A 22306-nucleotide genomic window follows, 5' to 3' on the forward strand; every position below is an offset into this window, starting at 1 on the left:
CAGCCGTCACAGGGAGGCGGGCGATGGCGGTACTCGGCATGGGCGGCTATTTTTTCCGGGCAAAGGACCCGGCCGCGTTGAAGCAATGGTATCGCGAGCATCTCGGCGTCGGTGGCGGCTGCGGTACCGACGCGGACGGCACCAGCAACGAGTGGGTGTGGTTCACGCAGGGCGGGCCAATGGTGTTCGAGCCGTTCAAGGCGGACAGCGACTATTTCGCGGCCGACAAGCAGGCGATGATCAACCTTCGGGTCGACGATCTCGATTCGCTGCTGGCCGATTTGCGCGCCGCGGGGATCGAGGTGATCACCAAGGACGAGTGGGACGCGATGCCCGAAGTCGGCCGTTTTGCGCGCATTCACGACCCCGAGGGCAATGCGATCGAGCTGTGGCAGCCCGCCGCCAAGCCGCAAAGCTGACAGCGATGTTCATAAGTCATTCAAAGCCTTGGGTTTAGGCAGGGCACATCGAATCGAACCATCCCATGCGCCGCCTTCGCACCCTCGTCGCCGCCCTTGCCGGGGCCGGCCTCCTCGCCACCCCCGCGCTGGCCGACCGCCCGCGCGACCAGGACCGGGCGTTCGAGGCGATCCGCGAGGGCCGCTCGATGCCGCTGCCGATGATCGAGCGGCGGGTGATGCCGTTCATGGGCGGCGCCGATTACCTCGGCCCCGAGTTCCGCGGCGAGACCTATCGGCTGAAGTTCATGCGCAACGGGCGCGTGATCTGGGTCGACGTCGACGCGGCGACCGGGCGGATCGTCAGCCGCTCACGCTGATTGCGAAAATTGCGGGAGGGCCGCCGCGGAGTAAATCCGCGCCGTCGGTCCTGTCCGCTGCGCAGCGGGCCGTCCGGCCTTCGCCCTCTTTTCGCGCTCCTTGCGCGGCGCTTTGCGTCGGCGGCGCTGTGCTCGGGGGCGATGGGGCCGGCGCGGAGGAAAATCCGCGCCGTCGGTCGATCCGCCTTCGGCGGTCGCCGTCTGCGGCTCGCCCTCTCTTCGCACTGCTTGCGCGACGCTGCGCGTCGGCTGCGCTGTGCTCGGTGAGGTGGGGCCGGCGCGGAGTGAATCCGCGCCGTCGGTCGATCCGCCTTCGGCGGTCGCCGTCCGGGCTTCGCCCTCTCTTCGCGCTGCTCCGGCGGCGCTTCGCGCCGGCGTCGCTGCGCTCGGGGTTCAGCCATATTTCGTTGCGTTCAAGCAACCGTTCAGCTTTGGACGGGTTCATGCGGCGAACCATCACGAGGATTAACCGATGCGCGTTCTGATCGTCGAGGACGAACCCAATCTCGGCCGCCAATTGCGCTCGACGCTGGAGGGGGCGGGATATGCTGTCGACCTCGCCACCGACGGCGAGGACGGCCATTATCTCGGCCAGACCGAAACCTATGACGCGGTCGTGCTCGACCTCGGACTGCCCGAGATCGACGGGCTGACGGTGCTCGACCGGTGGCGCAAGGAAGGCCGCAAGATGCCGGTGCTCGTGCTGACCGCGCGCGATTCGTGGAGCGACAAGGTGGCCGGGCTCGACGCCGGGGCCGACGACTATCTCGCCAAGCCGTTCCAGACCGAGGAACTGATCGCGCGGCTGCGCGCGCTGATCCGCCGCGCCTCGGGCAATGCGTCAAGCGAGCTCAACGCCGGCGACATCCGGCTCGACACGCGATCGGGCAAGGTCACCAAGGCCGGCGAGCCGGTCAAGCTGACCGCGCAGGAATATAAGCTGCTGTCGTACCTGATGCACCACAAGGGCAAGGTGGTCAGCCGGACCGAGCTGATCGAGCATATCTACGACCAGGATTTCGACCGCGATTCGAACACCATCGAGGTGTTCGTGACGCGCATCCGGAAGAAGCTGGGGGCGGACGTGATCACCACCATCCGCGGATTGGGCTACAGCCTGGAAGACCCGGCCGCTTGAACGAGCCGGCCGCGCCGGTGCCGGCCGGACCTCAGGCGGCCGAATTGCAGCGGCCCGGCCGCTCCTCGCTGACCCGGCGGATCATCGGCATTGCCGCGCTGTGGATCGGCGTGCTGTTGCTTGGCGGCGGCTTCGCGCTCGACCGCGTGCTGCGCGCGACGGTGGTCGAGAATTTCGACCAGCAGATCGAATATGTCCTGAACGCGATGATCGCGGCGTCGGAGATCGGGCCGGACGGCGAGGTCAGGTTCAACCGGCCGCCGGCCGACCAGCGCTTCCTCGAGCCCTATTCGGGGGTCTATTTCCAGGTGTCGGGCGCGGGCGCCGACGCTTTTCCATCGCGGTCGCTGTGGGACCGGCGGCTCAGGGTCGCGCCGCACAACGACGTCAAGGTCCACCGCTACGACAGCCTGGAATTCGCCGACGAACCGATCCGGGTCGCCGAGCGCGACGTGATCCTGCCCGGATCGGAGGTGCGCTGGCGGTTTCAGGTGGCGCAGTCGCGCGAGATCATCGACCGCCAGATCCGCAATTTGCGGAGCACCTTGTTCTGGAGCTTCGCCGCGCTCGGGCTGGGCCTGCTGGTGCTGGCCGCGCTGCAGGCGTTTTACGGGCTGTGGCCGCTCAGGCGGGTGCGCAGCGAGGTCATCGCCATCCGCTCGGGCCGGCAGCGGCGGATCAGCGAGGACTTCCCGAGCGAAGTCTATCCGCTGGTCCACGAGATCAACGAGCTGCTCGCGCACGGCGAGGCGCAGGCGGAGGAGGCGCGGCGGCACGCCGGCAATCTGGCGCATGCGCTGAAGACTCCGTTGACGGTGATCACCAACGCCGCGACCGCGCGCTCGCCCGACCTCGCCGATACGGTGTGCCGCGAGGCGACGACCATGCGCCGCCAGGTCGACCATCATCTAGCGCGGGCACGGGCGATCGGCCGCCGCGCGTCGGTCCAGGCGCGGGCGGTGGTGTGGGACAGTTTGGAAGCGGTCGAGCGGGCGGTCACCCGGCTCTACCCCGAGACGACGGTCGACATCGCCGGCGACAAGGCGCTGTCGGCGCGGGTCGAGCGGCAGGACCTCGACGAAATGCTCGGCAACCTCATCGAGAATGCCGCCAAATATGGCGGCGGGCGGGTGTTCGTGACGGTCGAGGCCGAGGGCGAGGCGACGGTCGCGATCCTGGTCGAGGACGACGGGCCGGGCATTCCGGCCGAGCAGCGCGGACTGCTGTTTGACCGCGGCGCTCGGCTCGACACGACCGGCAAGCCGGGCACCGGCCTGGGCCTCGCGATCGTGCGCGACGTGGCGGAGATTTACGGCGGGTCGGTTGCGCTGGAAGAGAGCGAGGATCTCGGCGGGCTGCTGGTCCGGCTCTCCTTGCCGGTCGCCTAGGCGGTGAGGTCGCGCACGCGCTCGGCGAGCTCGGCCATGGTGAACGGCTTGCGCAGCACGGGCACGTCCGGGCAGCTGCTGTCGATCGCTTCGCTGTCGGCGAACCCGGTAATCATCAGGAAGCGCTGACCGGGCTTGAAGGCGCGGATTTCGCGGATGGTGGCGGCGCCGTCCATCACCGGCATGGCGAAATCGACCAATAGGAGATCGTAGTCGCAGTGGGTCACGGCGGCGATGGCGACGCGGCCGTCGGCGACCGCGTCGACCGAATGGCCCTCGTCCTCGAGGCTTCGCGCGACCGACGCGCGGACCGCGTGATCGTCGTCGACCACCAGCAGGCGCAGGACGCGGCTCGGTGCGCGCACGGTTGGGCCGCCGTCGCTGGCCGGCGTTTCGGGCAGTTCGCAGCGCGGCAGGCGAAGGGTGATGGCGGTCCCCTTGCCCGGCGCGCTGTCGATCTCGACCGTGCCGTGAGACTGTCTCATCAGCGCGAACACCTGCGCCAGGCCGAGGCCGGTGCCGCGGCCTGGCTCCTTGGTGGTGAAGAACGGCTCGAACGCGCGGGCGCGGACCGCGTCGCTCATCCCGCTGCCGCTGTCGCGGATGCGGATCGCCGTCAACTCGGTGAAAGCTTCGACTTCCAGCGCGATCACGCTTCCCGCGGGACTGGCGTCGCGGGCGTTGATGACGAGGTTGAGGATCGCGAGCTCGAGCTGGTGCGCGTCGGTGCGCACTCCGCCGACGTCCGCCGGCAGGGCGATCTCGAGCCGGTGATCAGTGCCGATGGTCTGCTCGAGGATCGGGCGCAAATCCTCGATCGACTGGGCGAGCGGGACGCAGTCGATGGCAAGCTTCTGGCGGCGCGAGAAGGCGAGCAATTGGGCGGTCAGGCGACTGGCGCGATTGGCCGACAGCAGCGCGCCGCCGGCGATCCTTTGGGCGCGCTCGTCGAGCCCGCCGCGTGTCTTCAGATAATCGAGCGCGCCGACAATCGGTGTCAGCAGATTGTTGAAATCGTGCGCGATCCCGCCGGTCAGCTGGCCGAGCGCCTCGAGCCGGTGCGACTGCTGCGCGGATTCCGCCATCTGCCGCGATTCGCGCAATTGCCGGATGGCGAACAACAGCAAGGCGCCGGCAAGCGCGACCGACAGTAGCGCAGCAAGGCCGATCGAGCCGAGGAAGTTCCTGCGCGGCGCGTCGATATAATCGGTGCCCATCGCAATATGCGCCGACCAGCCGGTCTGGGCCGAGCGCGTGAAGGCGCTGTAATTCTCGAACCCTTCGAGGGTCACCCCACGATACAGGCCGCTGGGCCGATCGCTCGAAATCGCCCCACGGACATAGGTCGACGATAGTGTCCCGAAGCGCTCCGCACCGGCGACGCTGCGCGCGATGAAGCGGCCTTTCGGCCCGACGATCGCGCTGACCGGATAGGTCGAGGTGGTGGCGGGCAATTGCGCGGAGAATTCCGCATTGGGAAGGAAGAAGCGCAGGATCGAGCCCGGTTCGCCAAGAGCGTTGCGCTCGAACACGATGCACGGACAGCGCTCGCCCCAGGCATAGCCGACGTGGCGCGGACGCGCGCGCGGCGCGAACGGTTCGATGCGCTCGATGCGATTGGGCTGGGGGCCGTCGGCGGCGACGACGGCACCGGTGCGGTCGAGCAGTTGAACCGCACTCCACGATTTGCTGAGCCGGCCGAGCTCACGCACGCGCGCCAGCGCTTCGGCGGTGCGGCGTTCCTGGAGCAGGGGCAGGGTCGCCGCCGCATCCATCGCCGCGGTGACCCGGCTGGCGATTGCATCGACCCTGAGCAGCACGGACTCGCTCTTGGCGAGGGCCTGGAGTTCGACCGAGCGGCGCTGCTCGCGCGCGGTAAAGCCGGTTTGAAAGATGAAAAACAGCAACAGCGGGACGATTGCCGCTGCTGCGAACATCCATGCCGACCGCGTTGATCCCGCCAACTTGCCGCCCCACCCGAACGACAGCGCATAGCGAAGTCGGGGCGGTTTGACACCTGCTTAACAAGGCGCGCGCAAGCGGCTAGGGCCGGCGCCGAATGAGCGCCACCGTCCATCCACTCGGCCGCCCTTCCGCGCCGGGGCTCGAGCCGATCATCGCGCTCACCGCGAGCGGCATGAACGCGGTCAATGCGGTTATCCTCGAGCGGATGCAGTCCAAGGTGGCGATGATCCCGGAGCTCGCCGGCCACCTCATCGCCGGCGGCGGCAAGCGGATGCGGCCGATGCTGACGCTGGCGAGCGCGGCGCTGCTCGATTACCCCGGCGCTCGGCACCACAAGCTGGCGGCGGCGGTCGAGTTCATCCACACCGCGACCCTGCTGCACGACGACGTGGTGGACGGATCGGCGACGCGGCGCGGCAAGCGCGCGGCCAATTTGATCTGGGGCAATTCGGCCAGCGTGCTGGTCGGCGATTTCCTGTTCTCGCGCGCCTTCGAGCTGATGGTCGAGGACGGCAGTTTGAAGGTGCTCAAGATCCTGAGCCATGCGAGCGCGGTGATCGCCGAGGGCGAGGTTGACCAATTGACCGCGCAGCGGCGGGTCGAGACCAGCGAGGACCATTATCTCGCGATCATCAACGCCAAGACCGCCGAGCTGTTCGCCGCGGCGTGCCGGATCGCGCCGGTGGTGGCCGAGGCCGGCGAAGCGGCCGAGGATTCGCTCGAGACATTCGGGCGCAATTTGGGGATCGCGTTCCAGCTGGTCGACGACGCGCTCGATTATGCCAGCGACAGCGCGACCATGGGCAAGGGTCGCGGCGACGATTTCCGCGACGGCAAGATGACGCTGCCGGTGATCCTGGCGGTGGCGCGCGGATCGGCCGAGGATCGGGCGTTCTGGGCCGCGGCGATGGCCGGAGAGCGCGCGTCCGACGACGATCTGGCGTTGGCGACCCGGCTGATCCATTCGAGCGGTGCGCTTGACGACACGATGGAGCGGGCGCGGCTTTATGCGCGCCGAGCGATCGACGCGCTCGCCCCCTTCCCCGCCGGCCGGGCCAAGGCGGCGATGACCGAAGCCGCCGAATTCGCCGTCGCCCGGCGCTATTGAACGACTGGCGCGCGCGCCGCGTTGGCCGCCTGTAAGGAGACCAAGGCATGAAGCTGGCGATGCTCGGACTGGGCCGGATGGGCGGCAATATGGCGCGGCGGCTGATGAAGGCGGGCCATCAGGTGGTCGCGTTCGACCGCGATCCGGCGGCGGTTGCCGGGCTCGCCGGCGAAGGGGCCGAGGGGGCGGCTTCGGTGGCCGAAGCGGCCGGGAAGCTCGAGACGACCGCGATCTACTGGCTGATGCTTCCGGCCGGCGCGGTGACCGACGCGGTGATGCGCGAAGTGGCCGAGGTGGCCAGGCCCGGCGACATCGTCATCGACGGCGGCAACAGCTTCTGGAAGCACGACCTCGAGCGCTCGCGATTTTTGGCGGAGCGCAACATCCATTTCGTCGATGTCGGCGTGTCGGGCGGGGTGTGGGGCCTCGAGCGCGGCTATTGCATGATGATCGGCGGGCCGGAGGAAGCGGTCGCACACCTCGACCCGCTGTTCGCCGCGCTGGCGCCGGGACTCGGAACCGTTCCGCGCACGCACCGCCCGCGCAATCCGGGCGAGTGGAAGGCCGAGCAGGGCTATGTCCACTGCGGGCCGGCGGGATCGGGCCACTTCACCAAGATGGTCCACAACGGCATCGAGTACGGCATGATGCAGGCCTATGCCGAGGGGTTCGACGTGCTGCGCCAGCGGGCCAAGGCCGAGCTCGACACCAGCTATGACCTCAATCTCAGCGACATCGCCGAGGTGTGGCGGCGGGGCAGCGTGATCTCGTCGTGGCTGCTCGACCTCATCTCGATCGCGCTGGCCGAAGACCAGAGCCTGTCGAAATTCTCGGGGAGGGTGGCCGATAGCGGCGAGGGACGCTGGACGGTCGACGCGGCGATGGAGGAGGCGGTTCCGGTCGACGTGCTCGCGGCGTCGCTGTTCGCGCGCTACCGAAGCCGGGTCGAGGAGAGCTATGCCGACCAGTTGCTGAGCGCGATGCGGTTCGGGTTCGGCGGGCATGTCGAGGTTCCGCAATAAGCGGATCGCGGGTTGGCCAGAGCGACGGAAACCGGCGGCGGAAGTTTTTTTCGCAGTTGCAGCATTTTTGGAAAGCGCCCTGGAGGCCTGCTCGAAACGCGCAAGCTTCTGATCGGACAGCGAAAATTTCCCCGGGCATTGAGCTCGAGGCGAGAGTCGACTGTGGCATGATTGCAACGGTTTCCGGCGCGATGTAGAAGGCGGCGGCACTTCCGGCTTTTCCGGGTGTTACCGCCGCACCAATCACATTGGAGCAATTCATGAAAAAGTATCTTCTGGCTGCTGTTGCCGCCTCCGCCATCGCGGCGAGCCCGGCAATGGCCCGCGACGGATCGGGTTACGTCGGCATCGAAGGCGGTTTCGTCCTCGACGCCGATGCCGATTTCGACTTCGACGCCGATTTTGACGGCGACGTGTTCAGCGACGACGACGTGTTCGAAGTCGACTTCAAGCGTGGCTTCGACGGCGACATCATCGCCGGCTACGACTTCGGCATGTTCCGCCTCGAAGGCGAGTTCGCGTACAAGAACATCAAGGCCGACGACGTCGAGGTCGATCCGGACTTCATCGACTTCCTCGACCTCGACCCCGAGGATCTCGAGGACGCCGATGTCGACGGTCGCGCCAAGATCACGTCGCTGATGGCCAACGGCCTGGTCGACTTCGGCAACCAGGACGGCCTGAGCTTCTATGCCGGCGCCGGTCTCGGCCGCGCCCGCGTCAAGATGCTCGGCGACAAGGACAGCGCCTGGGCCTGGCAGCTGATCGCCGGCCTGCGCTACGCGCTGTCGCCGAACATCGATATCGGTGCGAAGTATCGTTACTTCCAGACCGGCAAGCTGGAGTTCGAGGACAGCTTCGACACCGGCAACGGGATCGTCAGCTTCGCCAACGAGGGCAAGCTGCGCTCGCACTCGCTGCTGGCCAGCCTGATCTTCAACTTCGGCGCTCCGGAAGCGGCTCCCCCGCCGCCCCCGCCGCCGCCGCCTCCCCCGCCGCCGCCGCCCCCGCCGCCGGCGACCCAGACCTGCCCGGACGGTTCGGTGATCCTGGCGACCGAGGCGTGCCCGCCTCCGCCGCCGCCTCCCCCGCCGCCGCCGGAGCCGGAGCGCGGCTAAGGGTTACCCCCGCAAAGTTGCGACTTTGCGGGGGACCTGCCCTCGGCTTGAGCAAAGATCGGGCCGGTCACCTTCGGGTGGCCGGCCTTTTCTTATGGCCTGAGAATTCAGTAATGATGCGGCGCGAGGCCCGCCTCGGTGGTGACGAACTCGCCGTCGGCGCGGCGCAGCAGGCGCGCCCGGCCCTTCATCTGATGGTAGACCTCGGGCCAGTCCGCCATCCGGTCGGAGCCGAATTCGAAGCACAGCAAGGCGACCGGCCCGTCCGACTGGCCCGGCGCCGTGGCGTGCGAGAACCAGTCGCCGAACAAGATGCCCTCGCCGCGGCGATAGGGATAATGGCGGACCGCGCCCTGGGCGTCATAATAGAGCAGCCCGAACTGCTCGTGCGCGCCGCTGACCGGCGTCAAAAAGGTGAAGGCCTGATTGTTCGACTTGCGCCAGTCGCAATGGAAATAGGGTTCGGCGCAGCGGCTGCGCACGACCAGCGAGCCGCAGTAGAGCCGGACCTGCCGGTCGACGTCGATCACATCCGACACCAGCTCCGGCACGCCGAGACGGCGGAACGCGTCCTCGAACAGCGCGAAGCGCTCGGGCGTCGTCGCCGACAGCCACTGGATGTCGCTGTTCCAGCCCGGCGTGACGGCATCGAGGCCCGAGCCTTCGGGATCGGCCGCCACGGGCAGGAATTCGTCGACGATCGCCGCGTCCGCGGACACTCGACGGGCGTTGAACGCGCACAGGTCGGAATCGAAGAAATGCTTCATCCGCAGCCCGTATAGTGCAACGAGCGCGCGAAGCCGATGCGCGATTGCGCAGGCGGCAACGAGGTGGTGAACGACCAGGATGCGCGCTGAGCTGCCGATCGACACGGTGATCGACGCGCTGCGTGGGGCGCTTCGCGGCGGCACCCGCGCGCTGCTCGCCGCCCCGCCGGGCGCGGGCAAGACGACCCGGGTCGCGCCGGCGCTGCTCGGTGAACAATGGTGCGCGGGTCAGATCCTGCTGCTCGTCCCGCGCCGCCTCGCCGCGCGCTCCGCGGCCGAACATATGGCGCGCGAGGCGGGCCAGGCGCCGGGCGCAACGATCGGCTACCAGACAAGGCTCGACAGCCGGACGAGCGCGGCGACCCGGATCATCGTCATGACCCACGGCGTGTTCCTGGCGCGAATCCAGGCCGATCCCGAGCTGGCCGGGGTCAGCGCCCTGCTGTTCGACGAGGTGCACGAGCGCGGGCTCGACAGCGATCTTGGCCTGGCGCTGGCGCTCGACGCCGCCGCCGCGCTTCGCCCCGACCTGCGCATCGTGGCGATGTCGGCGACGCTGGACACGGCCCGGTTCGCCCGGTTGCTGGACAACCCGCCGCTGATTGAAAGCGCCGGCAAGTCTTTCCCGCTCGAAATCATTTACGCCGGCAAGGATCCTGCGCTGCGCATCGAGGCGCAGGTGGCGCTGGAAGTCCGCCGGGCGCTGGCGGAGCACGACGGGTCGCTGCTCGCCTTCCTGCCGGGAGTGGCGGAGATCGAGCGGACGAGCGACGCGCTGGGGACCCTGCCGCCGGGGATCGAACTTCACCGGCTGCACGGCGGGATCGAGCCGGCGGCGCAGCGGGCGGCGCTCGCGGCCCCGCCGGCGGGGACGCGCAAGCTGGTGCTGGCGACGAGCATCGCCGAGACCAGCGTGACGCTGAGCGGGGTGCGCATCGTGGTCGACAGGGGGCTGGCGCGGCGGCCGCGCTACGATCGCGGGGCGGGGCTGACGCGGCTGGTGACCGAGCGCGCCAGCCGCGCCGCCGCCGACCAGCGCGCCGGCCGCGCCGCGCGCGAGGCGCCGGGAGTGGCGATCCGATTGTGGGAGCAGGCAGCCGACGCGGCACTGCCGGCGCACGACCCGCCGGAAATCCTCGAGGCCGATTTGTCGGCACTGGTGCTGACGTCCCTGCTGTGGGGCGAGGCCGATCCGGCGCGGCTGCCGCTGCTCGACCGGCCGCCGCCGGCGTCGCTGGAGTCGGCGCGGCGGCGGCTGGCCGGGCTTGGGGCGCTGGACGCCGACGGCGCGCTGACCACGCACGGGCGCGAGATCGCGCGCTGGCCGCTCGAGCCGCGGCTGGCGCACATGATGATCGTCGCCGGCGAGCGCGCGATGGCGGGGGCCGCCGCGGCGGTGGCGGCGCTGCTGACCGAGCGCGGGCTGGGCGGCAACGATCCCGACCTCGAAGTGCGCTACCGGCGCTGGCAGTCCGAGCGAGGCCCGCGGGCCGAGGCGGCGCGGCGGATGGCGCGGCGCTGGGCCGGCGGCTCGGCGAGCGGCGGCGCGGCGGAACTGGCGCAGTGCGTTGCCCTCGCCTTTCCCGACCGCCTGGCGCGGCGGCGCGACGGATCGGGCGAGACGTGGCAGTCGGCCGGCGGGCGCGGCTTCCGGCTCGACCCGGCAAGTCCGCTGGCGAGGAGCGAATGGCTGGCTGTGGCGGAAGTCGCGGGAGCGGCGTCGGGCGCGCGGATCCTGAGCGGCGCGGCGATCGACTTTGCCGCGGTGGAGGAGCTGTTCGCCGAGCGCATCGAGACTTTTCGCAACGTGCGCTTCGACCCGGCGAGCGGACGGATCGGCGCGACGCGGGGGCGGCGGATGGGGGCGATCGAGCTGACGTCGGCGCCCGACCCCAAGCCCGACCAGGACGCGATCGAAGCGGGACTGCTTGACGCAGTGCGGCGTCACGGCCTGGGCATCTTGCCGTGGTGCGGGCCGGCGGCCGCGCTGCGCGCCCGGGCAGGCTTTGCCCGGACCCACGAGCCGGCCATCGCCGATCTGGGCGACCAGACACTGCTCGAGCGCGCGGAGGAATGGCTAACGCCGTTGCTTGCCGGCCGCCGCGACCTGGCGCTTTCGCCTGCCAAGTTGGCCGCCGCGCTCGAGGGCCTGCTCGGTTATGACGCGACGCGCGCTATCGACCGGCTTGCGCCAAGCCACTTCCACTCGCCGGCCGGATCGTCGCACGCGATCGATTATGAGGCGCCCGGCGGGCCGGCGGTCGAGGTGCGGGCACAGGCGCTGTTCGGGCTGACCGAGCATCCGACGGTCGGCGGCGGGCGGGTGCCGCTGACACTGGCGATCACCAGCCCGGCGCACCGGCCGATCCAGACCACGCGCGACCTGCCGGCCTTCTGGGCGGGCAATTGGAAGGATGTCGCGAAGGAAATGCGCGGGCGCTACCCGAAGCATCCGTGGCCCGACGACCCGGCCGGCACCGGCGCCACGCTGCGCACCAAGAACGCCGACCGACGAGCTGCGCGCGGCGCTTGATTTGTTGCGGCGGGCGAGCCAGATGCGGGCCATGGCGACGGCCCGGATCATCGAGGAACAGCGCAAGACGACCCAGTCGGGCAAGGCCCGCGCCGGGCGCTGGACGCTGGAGTTCGAGCGCACCGAGGGCCAGCGGCCCGACCCGCTGACCGGCTGGGCGGGATCGGGCGACACCAAGACGCAGGTGCGGCTGGTGTTCGACACGCGCGAGGAAGCGGTGGCGTTCGCCGAGAAGAAGGGGCTCGAGGTGCACCTCGTCCCGGCGCCGCCGGTCAAGCTCAAGCTGCAGGCCTACGCCGACAATTTCCGCTAGGCCGGCGCCCTAGCCGGTGCCGCGTTCCTTGAGGAAGGCGCTCATCATCGGCTGGATGTTGCTGTTGTAGCTGGCGATGACGTTGCGCGGGCCGGCGATCTCGAAATGTGTGAGCAGCGTCACGCCGTCCCAATAATGGAGCGCGTAGGCCGGCGCGTCGGCGATGATCAGCGCGCGGCCGTCGGGATGGAGCGGGTCAACATCGTCAAGGTCGAGCGCCACCTGCGGCGCGGTCGAGGCGGCGACGACCAGGGGCTTGCCGGCGAAATAGCTCGCGATCGGGCGGTGGACGTGGCCGCTGATCAGCGCGACGACCTGCTTGGCCGGCTTGAGGATCGCTTCGAGCCGCTGGACCCACTGCTCGCACGGCAGCGCGCTCATCCAGGCGATTCCGGTGTCGACCGGCGGATGATGAAGCACGACGACGGTCGGCACGTCCTTGCGCTCGCGCAGCCGGGCGCGGAGCCATTTGCCGCGGGTCTCGCACACCATCCCGCCGTGGCGGCCGGGATCGAGCGTGTCGAGGACCAGGAAGCGAAGTGCGCCAACATCGGTATCGTACTGGATGAAGCCGTGCTCGTCGGTCTCGACTTCCGGCAGGACGGCGCGGAAATTGGCGCGATCGTCGTGATTGCCGACTGCCCACAAGAGCGGTCCCTGCCAGCGCTTCACCAGGCTTTCCATGTGGCGATAGGCGCGCGCGTCGTCGCCATTCTCGACGAGGTCGCCGGTAACCAGCAGCACGTCGGGCCGGGGCGCGCGATCGTTGAGCTCGTCGATCACCATGTTCAGCCGGCGCACGTTGATTTCGTGCGGATTGTTGCGATCGAAGCCGATGTGGAGGTCGGTGATTTGGGCGATCAGCATCCGCGCGCCCGAAGCCAGAGCAAGTCCGTTCCCCCCCGGAAGCCGCGTCGCGCCGCGGCCCTTGCCCTTTCCACCATCGGGCGCGCATCCGTCAACCATGCGCGCGCGGGCGTTGACTAGGCCCGGCGCCTCGCTCATATGCCCCGCGCCCAACGCGGCCCCTTCGTCTAGCGGTCAGGACGTCGCCCTCTCACGGCGAAAACACGGGTTCGATTCCCGTAGGGGTCACCAGCCTGTCACACTTGGCACCTAGCGCCGACGCGAGCGTTGATCGTGCGAGTGTGACCCCTTGAGCCTTTCCCTGACCCGCCGCGACGCCAGCCGGTCGCTGGTCGCCGCCGCGCTGGCCGGCCTGGCCGCCGCGGCGTGCAGCCATCGCCCGTTGCCGGTTGGGGGCACGCTTCGGCCCGACCCGGCCGGGCTGCTCGACCTGCCCGACGGCTTTTCCTACAGCATCATCTCGAGCCTCGGCGAGCCGATGGACGACGGGGAGCCGGTCCCCGACCGGGCCGACGGCATGGGCGCGTTCGCCGGGCCGGGCAGGACGGTGATCCTGGTCCGCAACCACGAACTGAAGGCGGCGGACAGCACGATTCGAAGCGGCGGGTTCGATCGGTATGCGCGCGGCGGCGCGCTGCCCGGCGGGACGACGACGCTGGTCTACGATCCGGTGAGCGGGCGGATCGTCTCGCAATATCGCTCGCTCGCGGGCACGATCCGCAATTGCTCGGGCGGAGTGACCCCGTGGCGCAGCTGGCTGACCTGCGAGGAGGACGTGACCCGCGCCGGCGGGCCGATCGGCCGCGATCACGGCTGGGTGTTCGAGGTCCCGGCCGACCTCAAGGGGCTCGCCGAACCGGTGCCGTTGACCGGCCTCGGGCGCTTCAACCACGAAGCCGCGGTGGTCGATCCGGCGACCGGTATCGTCTATCTGACCGAGGATCGCGACGACAGCCTGTTCTACCGCTTCCTGCCCTCGCGGCCGGGGCGGCTGCGCGAGCCGGGGCGGCTTCAGGCGCTGGTGCTGCGCGACGGTCCCTCCGAAACCCGCAATCGTGGCCGGCAGGAGATGCGCCAGCGCACACCGTTCCGGGCGAGCTGGATCGACCTTGACGGGATCGACAGCCCCGACGACGATTTGCGGCTGCGCGGCGCGGCACGCGGCGCCTGCCGCTTCGCCCGCGGCGAAGGCATCATCATGGGCCGCGGGGAAATGTACTTCACCTGCACCTCGGGCGGCGCTGCCAAGCTCGGGCAGGTGATGCGCTATCGGCCGTCGCGGTTCGAGGGAACGCTCCGCGAAGCCGAGCAGCCGGGCCTGCTCGACCTGTTCTTCGAGTCCGAGCGCCAGAGCCAATTCTACTACGGCGACAACCTCGACATGGCGCCCAACGGCGACCTCATCGTGTGCGAGGACCAGCCCGGAGCGCATGTCGACAACCATCTGCGCGGGATCCGCCCCGACGGCAGCGCCTATGCGTTCGCCCGGCTGCGCATGGCGACCGAGCTTGCCGGCATCTGCTTCGCGCCCGACGGCCGGACGATGTTCGTCAACGCCTACCGCCCGACCCGGACCTTCGCGATCAGCGGTCCGTTCGCCCGGCTGGGCAGGCTAACTTAAGTCAATCGCAAAGCCCGGAACCAACGCCGGTTTCTTGCGCTTGGATGAACGAGCGAGAGGTATAGCTGCGTGACGATGGTATCTGCGTTGGGGCCGGCGTCGGACGAGCCCGTGATGTTTCCGCAACTGCGGCCGTTGATCGGCCGTCCGGTCGAGCGCAACCGCGCGCCGTGGACCGCCGACGACATCGACCGCTTGTGCGAGCTGATGGCGCGCCGCCGGCCGATCCGCGAGATCGCAGCCGAGCTCGGCCGCACCCAGGAGGCGGTGCGGACCAAGGCCTATCAGCTCGACCGGCTGGCTGGGCCCACCCTCTAAGCTATTTGCTGATCGTGACCCGCGCCGGGCCGCTGCGCGCGAGCACGGCGGCGGTGACGTCGTCGCCGGCGCGCGCGAGCTGAAGGTCGATCTTCGAACCGCCGAACTCGAGATTGCGGATGACGAGGCCGTCGAGGAAGGCCGGTAGCGTCGGCCGGTCGAGGCGAAGCTCCGCCTCGTCATGGTCGATCCTGAGGCCAATGGTGGCGGCGAGGAGCGCGAACGGCGCGGCGGCCGCCCATGCCTGGGGCGAGCAAGCGACCGGATAGGAGGTCGGGCCGCGGCGGCGATGGCGGGCAAAGCCGCAGAACAGTTCCGGCAGGCGGCGGAATTCGTCATAGGTAGCGGACTCGAAAATGCCTTCGAAGATCGCGCGCACGCCGTCCTGCTGGCCGTAGCGGGCGAGGCCCAGCGCGATGACGGCATTGTCGTGCGGCCAGATCGAGCCGTTGTGATAGGACATCGGATTGTAACGCGCTTCGCCGGTGGCGATGGTGCGCAGCCCCCAGCCTGAAAAGAAGCGCGGGCCGGTCAACGTGCGGGCGGCGCGGACGGCGCGCTCCGGGCTGGCGATCCCGGCGAAGAGGCAGTGGCCGGCGTTCGACGACAGCACCATGCACGGGCGCTTGTCGCCATCGAGCGCGAGCGCGTAGGTCGCCAGCTCCTCGATCCAGAAGGCGCGCTCGAAGCGGCCGCGCAATTCCTTCGACTGGCGCTCGAGCTCGCGCGCCTTGTCGTTGTCGCCGAGCCGCCGCGCCAGCCGGCTCGCGCCGCGCTTGGCAGCGAAGGCATAGGCCTGGACCTCGCACAGCGCGATCGGCCCCTGGGCGAGCCGGCCGTCGGCGTGAAAGATGCTGTCGCTGCTGTCCTTCCAGCCCTGGTTGGCGAGACCCTTGTCGGTCATCCGGGCGTATTCGATGAAGCCGTCGCCATCGGTGTCGCCATAATCGTCCATCCAGGCGAGCGCGGCGAGGACGTTGGGCCAGATCGCGCGGATGGTGTCGAGATCGCCGGTGCGGTCGGCATAGTCGGCGGCGAGCATCACGAACAGCGGGGTGGAGTCGACCGAGCCGTAGTAGCGTCCGAACGGGACCTCGCCGAGGCCAGCCATCTCGCCGCCGCGCATCTCGTGGAGGATCTTGCCGGGCTGGGCGTCGGCGACCGGATCGAGCTCCGTCGCCTGGAGGGCCGCGAGCGTGGTCAGCACGCCGCGCGCGAGATAGGGCGCGCACCACAGCATCTCGAGCGCGGTGATGATCCCGTCGCGCCCGAACACCGTGCTGTACCAGGGCACCCCGGCGTAGGGGTACGGCCCGTGCGGCGTGTCAGTGACCAGCATGTCGATGTCCGACCAGGCGCGGGCGATGAGCGCGTCGAACTGCGGGTTGCTGCTTTCGATAGTCGTGCGGTGGCGCTGCGCCCTGGCCTTGCCCGAGCGCATGGTGCGGAACGCCGGGGCGGCGGCGCGCGGCTCGGTCCGGCCGCTGTCGATCGAGCAGCAGGTGCGGATCGCGATGCTCTGCGACGGCATCTCGTCGAGATCGACCAGCCAGGTGGCGCGATGGTCGTCGAGCTCGCTGGGCGGCGGGTCGAAGTGGATCGCGGTGCGCCGCTCGATGCTGTCGAGGCCGGTGTAGCGGTATTCGATCGCCGAGTCCGAGATCCGTTCGATCACGCGCTCACCCCGCGCCGGGCGGCGGTTGCCGCGGACTTCGAACAGATCGGCGAAGTCGGCGTCGAAGGTCAGGGTCACCGGTACCGGGCGGCCGATCACGCTATAGGCGTGGATCCGGAGCCGCTCGTAGCTGCTGTTGTCGCTGAGGAACTTGAAGCGCGAGAGGTGGACGGTTTCGCGCTGGAGCCAGGGGCGGCCGCCGGGGGTGTGGAGATCGGCGTTAGTGAGGTCGACGACCATCGCGCCATTGTCGTCGAGTACCACCGAACCGAGCTGCAGCGGTTCGGCGCCGGCGAGCTTGAGCGTCATTTCCGAGAGGAAGCGGGTGTCCTTGTAGAACAGTCCGTCAGGGCCGTCGGCGCCGCCGGCGAAATTGCCCTGCTGGTCGAAGATCGCGAACAGATCGTTGTGCTTGAGCGATCGAAGCGTGCGCTCGACGAGCGACTCGGTCGCTTCGATATGGTAGGTCTCGGGCGGTGCCGGGTCGGGCTGGGGCAATCCGACGGGTTCGTTCATGCTAGCCGGCTAGCAGGAACGGCGGCCGAGTGCGCCCCCCTTCGCGTTGCAGGGCGTCTTCGAAGAGGGCGACGTAGTCGAGCGCCATGCGGCGGGCGGTGAAGCGCTGTTCGAAGCAGTTGCGGACGCCGACTCTGGACAGTGCAGTGGTTTCCTGGACGGCCTGCACGGCCTCCTCGATGCTGGTAACCAGATACCCGCTGCGGCCGTGGTCGATGACTTCGGGGGTGGAGCCGCTGCGCCAGGCGATGGTCGGGGTGCCGGCGGCCATCGCCTCGATCATGACGAGGCCGAACGGCTCGGGCCAGTCGATCGGGAACAGCAAGGCGCGGGCGTTGCCGAGGAATGCGGGCTTCTGCGAATCGTTGATCTCGCCGACGAACTCGACCAGCGGATCGTCGAGCAGCGGCTTGATCTTCTCCTCGAAATAAGCGCGGTCGGCATTGTCGACCTTGGCCGCGAGCTTGAGCGGAAGGCCGGTGCGCCGGGCGATCTCGATCGCGCGGTCGGGGCGCTTTTCGGGGGAGATGCGGCCGAGAAAGGCAAGATAGTCGCCGCCCGGGCCGGCCGGAATGAGCGTCTCGGGCAGGCCATGATGAATGGTCGCGGCGAAATTGGCGTCGGCGACCGGCCGGCGCTGGTCGTCGGAGATGCTGACCAGTTGCATTTCCGGGAAGGCCGTGAAACCGGGCCGGAAGTCGGGCAGGTCGAGCCGCCCGTGGAGGGTGGTGAAGCAATGGCCGGCAAGGTGCCGGAACAGCGGAAAGTGCACGAAATCGACGTGGAAATGCAGGATATCGTAGCGATCGGCCTCGGCCAGCACGCGGTCGACCATTGCCAGCGTATAGGCCAGATGATTGTCAATCCCAGCCAGCCGCAGACCCTGTTCGGAGCAGGGCACGAGGCGCGCCGAGGTCTCGCTGTCGCCGCTGGCGTAGAGGGTGACGTCGTGGCCGAGCTCGACCAGCTCCTCGGTCAGCCACCAGATGACCCGTTCGGTGCCACCGTAAAGCTTGGGCGGAACGGCCTCGGCAAGCGGCGCAATCTGCGCGATACGCAACATCAGTCGACTCTCCCCGGCCCCAGCGGCCAACAGTGGACTCAACAATTGTTAGAGGCGACCGTTCCGCCCATGTCACATTCTACGGAACCTTTGCCGTATGCCGAGCGATGCAGCGGCGAATGACCCTCCCCTTCCCGCCGCCCGAATTGCTCTACGAAGCAAGCCTGTTCCTCGATCTCGATGGGACGCTGGTCGAGTTCGCCGATACGCCCGAGGCAATCGACGTATGCGACCGCCTGCGCGGGCTGTTGAAAGCGCTCGACGAGCGGCTCGACGGCCGGATCGCAGTGGTCAGCGGACGCGCGCTGGCCGACCTGGCGCGGCGGCTCGACCTGCCGACGCTGCCGATGGCCGGGTCCCACGGCGCCGAGCGCAGGACCGCCGACGGACGGACGGATTCGAGCGCGGCGTCGGAAGCGGTGCTGGCGGCCACGCTGGAAGCCAATGAGTTCGCGCTGGAGCAGGCGTTGACGGTCGAGGCCAAGCCGTTCGGGGTCGCGCTCCACTTTCGCCAGCGGCCCGAGCTCGAGCCGGCGGTCGACAGCTTCGCGGCCCAGGTCGCCGAGCGCCACGGGCTCGCCGTCCAGAAGGGATCGATGGTGCGCGAGCTTCGCCTTCCGGGCCGGACCAAGGGCGACGTCGTGCGCTTGTTCATGGATGAGCCGCCGTTCGACCGCGGCCGGCCGCTGATGCTGGGCGACGACATCACCGACGAGGATGCCTTCGCGGCGGTCAATGCACTGGGCGGAGCGAGCGTGCTGGTCGGGCCGGAACGACCGACCGCGGCGCGCTATCGCTTGCCCGATGTGACAGCGGTGCGCGAGTGGCTGGCGGCATGACCAACCTCGAACTGTGGCCGATCGGCAATTGCCAGGTCAGCGCGCTGGCCGACGAGCGCGGGGGACTGGTGTGGGGATGTCAGCCGCAGGTCGACGGCGATCCTTTGTTCTGCTCGCTGCTCGGACCGGACCGCGACGGGGCGCAGGAGACCGCCGCGGCCGCCGGCGAATGGCGCATCGAGCTCGACGACATGATCGAATCGCGCGCGACCTACCTTAAGAACACGCCGATCCTGCTGACCCGGATGACCGACGAGCGCGGCGGTGCGATCGAGGTGATCGATTTTTGCCCGCGCTTCGAGCGCAGCGGGCGGATGTACCGGCCGGTGGCGTTCATTCGAATCGTCCGGCCGGTGGCGGGCAACCCTCGAATCCGGGTCAAGCTCAACCCGGCGACCGACTGGGGCAGCGCCGACGCCGAGCGGACCAGCGGCACCAACCACGTACGCTATTTGCTGGAGCCGCAGCCGCTTCGGCTGAGCACCGATGCGCCGGTCGGGCGGGTGCTCGACGGACGAAGCTTTCGCGCCGAGCGCGCGCTGCACTTTTTCCTCGGCCCCGACGAGCCCTTCGTCGGCAATGTCGAGCAGGAGGCGGCGCGGATGCTTCACCAGACCCGCGCCCACTGGCGGCAGTGGGTGCGCGGGCTGGCGATCCCGCTCGAATGGCAGCGCGTGGTCATTCGCTGCGCGATCACGCTGAAATTGTGCCAGCACGAGGAGACCGGGGCAATCGTCGCGGCGCTGACCACCTCGATCCCCGAGCATGACGGGTCGGAGCGCAACTGGGACTATCGCTACTGCTGGATCCGCGACGCCTATTACACCGTCCAGGCGCTCAACCGGCTCGGCGCGCTCGACGTGCTGGAAAACTACCTCACCTATTTGCGCAATTTGATCGACGGGGCCGAGGACGGGCGGCTGCAGCCGCTCTATTCGGTGAGTGGCGAGGCGCGGCTCGAGGAACGCGCCGCCGAGGGCCTGCGCGGTTATCGCGATCACGGGCCGGTACGGGTCGGCAATGCCGCTTACGTCCAGACCCAGCACGACGTGTACGGCCAGATCGTCCTGTCGAGCGCGCAGGCGTTCTTCGATCACCGCCTCTACCGAATGGCGAATGAGCAGGATTTCGCCGAGCTCGAGCAGGTCGGCATGCGCGCGCTGGAGAGCTTCGACGAGCCCGACGCGGGCCTGTGGGAATTGCGCACCAAGAACAATGTCCACACCTACAGCTCGGTGATGTGCTGGGCGGCGTGCGACCGGCTGGCCAAGATCGCGCGCGAACTCGGCATGGGCGAGCGGGCGGAATATTGGGCGGACAGTGCGGACCGGCTGCGCGCGACTATCGAGCGCGCGGCATGGGTCGAGGACGAGGGACGGTTCGGGGCGACGTTCGGCGGCGACGATGTCGATGCCAGCCTGCTGCAGATGCTCGACCTGCAGTTCCTGAAACCCGACGACCCGCGCTTCACGCGCACGCTCGACGCGGTCGAGCGCGGGCTTCGGCGCGGCGAGCATATGCTCCGTTATGCCACCGAGGACGATTTCGGGCTGCCGGTGACGGCGTTCAATTTCTGCACCTTCTGGCTGATCGAGGCGCTCCACCTGACCGGCCGTACGGCGGAAGCGCGCGAGCTTTACCAGCGGATGCTCGAGCGGCTGACCCGGGCCGGCCTGCTGAGCGAGGATACCGACTTTCAGACCGGTGAACTTTGGGGGAATTACCCGCAAACCTATTCGCTGGTGGGTTTGATCAATTGCGCGGGGCTGCTCTCGCGCCCGTGGAGTTCTGTGCGGTGAGTCGGCTGATCATCATTTCCAACCGGGTGAGCGCGCCAAAGGCGCGCGCCGACCGCGCCTCGCAGGGCGGGTTGGCGGTGGCGCTGAGCTCGGCGCTGCGCGAAACCAACGGCATCTGGTTCGGCTGGTCGGGCAATGCGGTCGATGAATTCAGCGGCGAAATCGCGACCCAAGTGGTCGACGGCGTGACCACCGCGACGGTCGACCTGGAAGAGCAGGACGTCGACGAATACTACAACGGCTACGCCAACCGGACGCTGTGGCCACTATTCCATTACCGGATCGATCTGGCCGAGTTCGATCGCCAGTTCGGATCGGGATACGAGCGGGTCAACGAGCGGTTCGCGGCGACCGTCGCGCCGCTGGTCGAGGACGGCGACCTGGTGTGGGTCCAGGATTATCATCTGATCCCGCTCGGCCAGCAATTGCGCAGCAAGGGCGTCAAGAACAAGATCGGGTTCTTCCTGCACATTCCGTGGCCGCCGCACCGGCTGATCACCGCGCTGCCTTATCATCGGCGGCTGGTGCAATCGATGCTCGCCTATGACGTGATCGGGTTCCAGACCGCGGAATGGCTCGAAAGCTTCCACCATTATGTCGAGCGCGAGCTGGGCGCGACGATCGAGCCGGACGGGACGATCCGGGTCGGCGAACGGCGGGTGCGCGCCGGCGCTTTTCCGATCGGGATCGATGCCGGCGAATATGACGCGCTGCTCGAGACCGACGACGCGCGGGTGGCGTTCGACACGCTGAAACGCAGCGCACAGGGGCGCAAGTCGATCATCGGGGTCGACCGGCTCGATTATTCCAAGGGGCTGGCCGAGCGCTTCAACGGCTATCGCCGGTTCCTGGAGGAGCATCCCGACTGGCTGCACAAGGTCTACCTGCTGCAGATCGCGCCGCCGTCGCGCGGTGAGGTGCACACCTATGCGCACATCCGCGAGGAGCTCGACGAATTGTCGGGGCGGATCAACGGCGAGTTCGCGCATGTCGACTGGGTGCCGATCCGCTACGTCAACCAGGGCTATCCGCGCGGCGGGCTGGCGGGCTTGTTCCGCGCGGCCGACGCGGCGCTGGTGACTCCGCTGCGCGACGGGATGAACCTCGTCGCCAAGGAATTCGTCGCGGCCCAGGACCCGGCCGATCCGGGCGTGCTGATATTGTCGCAATTCGCCGGCGCGGCGGAACAGATGCGCGATGCGGTGCTGGTCAATCCCTATAGCCGCGACGAGATCAGCGACCGCATCCGCGAGGCGCTCAACATGCCGCTGGACGAGCGGCGGCGGCGCTGGGAGCGGCTCGCGGCCGGGGTGCGCAGCGAGGACGTGCACTGGTGGCGCAAGAGCTTCATCGACGCGCTGACCGGCAGCGATATGCGCGGCGCGGCGGGCGTGGAGAGCGCTTCGGCGGAAAGCTGACGGCACGCGGGAACGGGTTGGCGGGTGCGCGGTTGGGGCTTCGTCTCACTGATTGGAGGA

19 protein-coding genes and 1 tRNA gene are annotated in these 22306 nt (G+C 68.9%); 15 read left to right on the forward strand and 5 right to left on the reverse strand.

Annotated elements, in window-relative coordinates; genetic code table 11:
* Positions 1-23 precede the first annotated feature (23 nt).
* The 4 genes from D0Z60_RS07685 (at position 24) to D0Z60_RS07700 (ending at position 3304) form a co-directional block, all read left to right on the forward strand.
* The gene (locus D0Z60_RS07685; RefSeq protein ID WP_118857700.1) at positions 24-419 is read left to right on the forward strand and encodes a VOC family protein; all 396 of its coding nucleotides are present in this window, start codon (positions 24-26) and stop codon (positions 417-419) included.
* 65 nt (positions 420-484) lie between these two features.
* Complete coding sequence (locus D0Z60_RS07690) at positions 485-778, forward strand: hypothetical protein (protein ID WP_118857701.1); 294 nt, start codon at positions 485-487, stop codon at positions 776-778.
* 472 nt (positions 779-1250) lie between these two features.
* Entirely contained in the window at positions 1251-1916 is a 666-nt protein-coding gene (locus D0Z60_RS07695; RefSeq protein WP_118857702.1) for a response regulator transcription factor, read from the forward strand.
* An 80-nt stretch (positions 1917-1996) separates the two neighbouring features.
* Positions 1997-3304, forward strand: coding sequence for a sensor histidine kinase (locus D0Z60_RS07700; protein ID WP_118858494.1), 1308 nt, complete (start codon positions 1997-1999; stop codon positions 3302-3304).
* Here the strand turns inward: D0Z60_RS07700 and D0Z60_RS07705 are convergent.
* A complete protein-coding gene (locus D0Z60_RS07705) occupies positions 3301-5241 on the reverse strand; it encodes an ATP-binding protein (RefSeq protein WP_118857703.1) in 1941 nt (646 codons plus the stop codon). The two genes, D0Z60_RS07700 and D0Z60_RS07705, sit on opposite strands and share 4 nt — an antisense overlap.
* Before the next feature lie 122 nt (positions 5242-5363).
* On the opposite strand from D0Z60_RS07705, the gene D0Z60_RS07710 reads away from it, so the two are divergent.
* From D0Z60_RS07710 to D0Z60_RS12015, 3 genes are all read left to right on the forward strand, one after another.
* On the forward strand, positions 5364-6377 hold the full coding sequence (locus tag D0Z60_RS07710) for a polyprenyl synthetase family protein (RefSeq protein ID WP_118857704.1): 1014 nt from the start codon (positions 5364-5366) through the stop codon (positions 6375-6377).
* Between the two features lie 47 nt (positions 6378-6424).
* Positions 6425-7399: a phosphogluconate dehydrogenase (NAD(+)-dependent, decarboxylating) gene (gene gnd, locus D0Z60_RS07715; protein ID WP_118857705.1), complete on the forward strand. Its 975-nt coding sequence runs from the start codon at positions 6425-6427 to the stop codon at positions 7397-7399.
* Positions 7400-7659: 260 nt separating this feature from the next.
* On the forward strand, positions 7660-8517 hold the full coding sequence (locus D0Z60_RS12015) for an outer membrane protein (RefSeq protein ID WP_162888143.1): 858 nt from the start codon (positions 7660-7662) through the stop codon (positions 8515-8517).
* A 107-nt stretch (positions 8518-8624) separates the two neighbouring features.
* Here the strand turns inward: D0Z60_RS12015 and D0Z60_RS07725 are convergent, their stop codons facing one another.
* On the reverse strand, positions 8625-9284 hold the full coding sequence (locus D0Z60_RS07725; RefSeq protein WP_118857707.1) for a hypothetical protein: 660 nt from the start codon (positions 9282-9284) through the stop codon (positions 8625-8627).
* A 79-nt stretch (positions 9285-9363) separates the two neighbouring features.
* Between D0Z60_RS07725 and hrpB the strand changes: the two genes are divergently transcribed.
* Complete coding sequence (hrpB, locus tag D0Z60_RS07730) at positions 9364-11817, forward strand: ATP-dependent helicase HrpB (RefSeq protein ID WP_118857708.1); 2454 nt, start codon at positions 9364-9366, stop codon at positions 11815-11817.
* A gap of 31 nt (positions 11818-11848) precedes the next feature.
* Positions 11849-12130: an ETC complex I subunit gene (locus D0Z60_RS07735; RefSeq protein WP_118857709.1), complete on the forward strand. Its 282-nt coding sequence runs from the start codon at positions 11849-11851 to the stop codon at positions 12128-12130.
* A gap of 9 nt (positions 12131-12139) precedes the next feature.
* Here the strand turns inward: D0Z60_RS07735 and D0Z60_RS07740 are convergent, their stop codons facing one another.
* On the reverse strand, positions 12140-12997 hold the full coding sequence (locus tag D0Z60_RS07740) for a phosphodiesterase (protein WP_118858495.1): 858 nt from the start codon (positions 12995-12997) through the stop codon (positions 12140-12142).
* Between the two features lie 156 nt (positions 12998-13153).
* Between D0Z60_RS07740 and D0Z60_RS07745 the strand changes: the two genes are divergently transcribed.
* The 3 genes from D0Z60_RS07745 to D0Z60_RS07755 all read left to right on the forward strand — a co-directional run bounded on the left by D0Z60_RS07745 (position 13154) and on the right by D0Z60_RS07755 (position 14936).
* Positions 13154-13228, forward strand: a tRNA-Glu gene (locus D0Z60_RS07745).
* 58 nt (positions 13229-13286) lie between these two features.
* Entirely contained in the window at positions 13287-14618 is a 1332-nt protein-coding gene (locus D0Z60_RS07750; protein ID WP_240325580.1) for an alkaline phosphatase PhoX, read from the forward strand.
* A 114-nt stretch (positions 14619-14732) separates the two neighbouring features.
* Entirely contained in the window at positions 14733-14936 is a 204-nt protein-coding gene (locus tag D0Z60_RS07755; RefSeq protein WP_162888144.1) for a hypothetical protein, read from the forward strand.
* Position 14937: 1 nt separating this feature from the next.
* Here D0Z60_RS07755 and D0Z60_RS07760 read toward each other — a convergent pair whose 3' ends face one another.
* Together D0Z60_RS07760 and D0Z60_RS07765 are read right to left on the reverse strand one after the other, a co-directional pair.
* Positions 14938-17127 carry an amylo-alpha-1,6-glucosidase gene (locus tag D0Z60_RS07760; RefSeq protein WP_118857711.1) on the reverse strand — a complete coding sequence of 730 codons (2190 nt, stop codon included), beginning with the start codon at positions 17125-17127 and terminating at the stop codon, positions 14938-14940.
* A 1-nt stretch (position 17128) separates the two neighbouring features.
* A complete protein-coding gene (locus D0Z60_RS07765; RefSeq protein WP_118858497.1) occupies positions 17129-18187 on the reverse strand; it encodes a glycosyltransferase family 4 protein in 1059 nt (352 codons plus the stop codon).
* 122 nt (positions 18188-18309) lie between these two features.
* Here D0Z60_RS07765 and otsB point away from each other — a divergent pair, with 122 nt between their 5' ends.
* From otsB to otsA, 3 genes are read left to right on the forward strand one after another with little or no spacing between them, the layout of a single operon-like run.
* Complete coding sequence (gene otsB / locus D0Z60_RS07770; RefSeq protein ID WP_118858498.1) at positions 18310-19029, forward strand: trehalose-phosphatase; 720 nt, start codon at positions 18310-18312, stop codon at positions 19027-19029.
* Positions 19026-20828 carry a glycoside hydrolase family 15 protein gene (locus D0Z60_RS07775; RefSeq protein WP_118857712.1) on the forward strand — a complete coding sequence of 601 codons (1803 nt, stop codon included), beginning with the start codon at positions 19026-19028 and terminating at the stop codon, positions 20826-20828. Before otsB ends, D0Z60_RS07775 begins: the two co-directional genes overlap by 4 nt.
* Positions 20825-22246 (forward strand): alpha,alpha-trehalose-phosphate synthase (UDP-forming), encoded by a 1422-nt coding sequence (gene otsA / locus D0Z60_RS07780; RefSeq protein ID WP_118857713.1) that lies wholly within the window; start codon positions 20825-20827, stop codon positions 22244-22246. The genes D0Z60_RS07775 and otsA overlap by 4 nt, the downstream gene beginning before the upstream one ends.
* Positions 22247-22306: the final 60 nt, after the last annotated feature.

Source organism: Sphingomonas mesophila, assembly GCF_003499275.1.
Classification (GTDB): domain Bacteria; phylum Pseudomonadota; class Alphaproteobacteria; order Sphingomonadales; family Sphingomonadaceae; genus Sphingomicrobium; species Sphingomicrobium mesophilum.

Bases quoted from the DNA above. Each gene is read 5' to 3' on its own strand.
- D0Z60_RS07685 (WP_118857700.1), top strand. From the start codon at position 24: ATGGCGGTACTCGGCATGGGCGGCTATTTTTTCCGGGCAAAGGACCCG.
- D0Z60_RS07690 (WP_118857701.1), top strand. From the start codon at position 485: ATGCGCCGCCTTCGCACCCTCGTCGCCGCCCTTGCCGGGGCCGGCCTC.
- D0Z60_RS07695 (WP_118857702.1), top strand. From the start codon at position 1,251: ATGCGCGTTCTGATCGTCGAGGACGAACCCAATCTCGGCCGCCAATTG.
- D0Z60_RS07705 (WP_118857703.1), bottom strand. From the start codon at position 5,241: ATGTTCGCAGCAGCGGCAATCGTCCCGCTGTTGCTGTTTTTCATCTTT.
- D0Z60_RS07710 (WP_118857704.1), top strand. From the start codon at position 5,364: ATGAGCGCCACCGTCCATCCACTCGGCCGCCCTTCCGCGCCGGGGCTC.
- gnd (WP_118857705.1), top strand. From the start codon at position 6,425: ATGAAGCTGGCGATGCTCGGACTGGGCCGGATGGGCGGCAATATGGCG.
- D0Z60_RS12015 (WP_162888143.1), top strand. From the start codon at position 7,660: ATGAAAAAGTATCTTCTGGCTGCTGTTGCCGCCTCCGCCATCGCGGCG.
- D0Z60_RS07725 (WP_118857707.1), bottom strand. From the start codon at position 9,284: ATGAAGCATTTCTTCGATTCCGACCTGTGCGCGTTCAACGCCCGTCGA.
- hrpB (WP_118857708.1), top strand. From the start codon at position 9,364: ATGCGCGCTGAGCTGCCGATCGACACGGTGATCGACGCGCTGCGTGGG.
- D0Z60_RS07735 (WP_118857709.1), top strand. From the start codon at position 11,849: ATGGCGACGGCCCGGATCATCGAGGAACAGCGCAAGACGACCCAGTCG.
- D0Z60_RS07740 (WP_118858495.1), bottom strand. From the start codon at position 12,997: ATGCTGATCGCCCAAATCACCGACCTCCACATCGGCTTCGATCGCAAC.
- D0Z60_RS07755 (WP_162888144.1), top strand. From the start codon at position 14,733: ATGTTTCCGCAACTGCGGCCGTTGATCGGCCGTCCGGTCGAGCGCAAC.
- D0Z60_RS07760 (WP_118857711.1), bottom strand. From the start codon at position 17,127: ATGAACGAACCCGTCGGATTGCCCCAGCCCGACCCGGCACCGCCCGAG.
- otsB (WP_118858498.1), top strand. From the start codon at position 18,310: ATGACCCTCCCCTTCCCGCCGCCCGAATTGCTCTACGAAGCAAGCCTG.
- D0Z60_RS07775 (WP_118857712.1), top strand. From the start codon at position 19,026: ATGACCAACCTCGAACTGTGGCCGATCGGCAATTGCCAGGTCAGCGCG.